At 59.4% G+C, this 1526-nt stretch carries 1 protein-coding gene; it reads right to left on the bottom strand.

The genetic code is table 11. The features are described 5' to 3' along the window. Nucleotides 1-64 precede the first annotated feature (64 nt). Nucleotides 65-1462: a protein kinase domain-containing protein gene (locus AS96_RS13855; protein WP_081768073.1), complete on the bottom strand. Its 1398-nt coding sequence runs from the start codon at nucleotides 1460-1462 to the stop codon at nucleotides 65-67. Between the last annotated feature and the right edge of the window lie 64 nt (nucleotides 1463-1526).

Below are 1526 nucleotides of genomic sequence, written 5' to 3'. Positions count from 1 at the left end.
GCTACCCTCACGGAAGCGGCATAACCGAAATGACACCGTGTCCACGATCCGGGGTCAAGGCCCCTCAGTACCCGTCTATCTCGCGAAGCCCGAGAAGCTTGGCGAGCGTGATACGGATGGTGAACTCTGGCTCCCAGACGAACGCGACAAGATCGTCGTACTCGGCGACGGGGCGAAGCAAGTCCTCGACATCGCCTTCAAATACGTAGTGCGGGGCGGCCATCTCAAGTGCCCGGTCCCGAAACCGGTCGAACACGGCGCGCGACGAGAAGAACACCGAGAACCTCCCATCGGTTCGCTCACCCACAGAGACCCCCCACTCCTCCCTGAGGGTGTTGAGGATGTCTGGAACAGCATCGACGTTGAGTCGTTGCTCAAGAAGCGTCCTGCTGTGAGGTGCGGGCGGCGCATCTCCCAGAGAGGTTCCGGACCAGTCGATGCTCACCTGCTTCTCGAACTTCAACAGTTCGAGGTCGCTCGGGTCGATCTCTAGTCCCTCGCTGGTGAGATACCGGCGCGCGCTACGCGCTATCCACAGGATCGGCGCGTCGATGAGGTTGTACTGGAGTGAGCTGGGACCGGCTTCCGACTTGTCTGCAACAATCTCGCGGGCACTGTTCAAGAGCTCTTCGCAGTGGTAGTCCATGCAGAATCGAAAGTAATGTGCCGCGAGCGGTGGCACCCAGTCCCAGAGAGAATCCCGCGGGAGCGGGAATCGGGCCTGCAGTTCTTCGAACTTCTGTAGTTGCGCAGCTTTGCCCGGTCGCGCCAGCGCATGGAATTGAGCCTCATCCCAAACCGCTCTCATCTCGTTCTCGAACTTCGCCTTGCACGCTCTGTACAACTGAGACTGGACACATAGATTAAGGAGCTCGGGCCCTGCGCTGAAACTGACTTCGCAGTGATAGTTCCGGTTATACCCCGCGGATTCGTCATCTGGGGATCGCTCGAAGATGTGCTTGGCGGACAGGACATCTCTGGCCGCTTGCATCAGCACCCGCTCACTATCGGGGCTGTGGCCGCCAGGGGGTGTGCTTGCAGTCCGCAGGTGCTTCACGGTCACGTCGATGTGCGAGCGCATCTGCCGGCGGATCAGTTCCACGGTGTCACGTGCCGCGCGCATGTCGATGCGCTCCATGTCGTCTTGCAGCGTCATCCGCTCGACCAGGTCATCTAGCGCGGAGAGAAACGGGTGTACGTCGCGAACACGCGGGTGGCGCGCCCCGCGCGCATTCTGCTTGGTGAACATTTCCGTTGTGATGAGGCCAAGTGCGAAAACATCCGCTGGTGCTCCAATCCCATTTGGGTGCTTCTTGGCCATCTGTTCGGGTGCCTGATAGTTGCGGTTCGCGAGTACTTCATCCTGCTTAGTCAGCGAGGAGTTCTTAAAATGCGCAATTCCGAAGTCTGCGATAACCAAACGACGATTGGCGGTGTCGACAAGAATGTTCTCGGGTTTGATGGCTCTTCGGAATCAAGGGTGTAGCGAGGGTCTGAAACCTCCGGCCTCGAGCAGGCTCCTGGCT

It is taken from the genome of Microbacterium sp. MRS-1 (assembly GCF_000585455.1).
Classification (GTDB): domain Bacteria; phylum Actinomycetota; class Actinomycetes; order Actinomycetales; family Microbacteriaceae; genus Microbacterium; species Microbacterium laevaniformans.
This window is presented reverse-complemented; position numbering and strand designations above follow the sequence as displayed.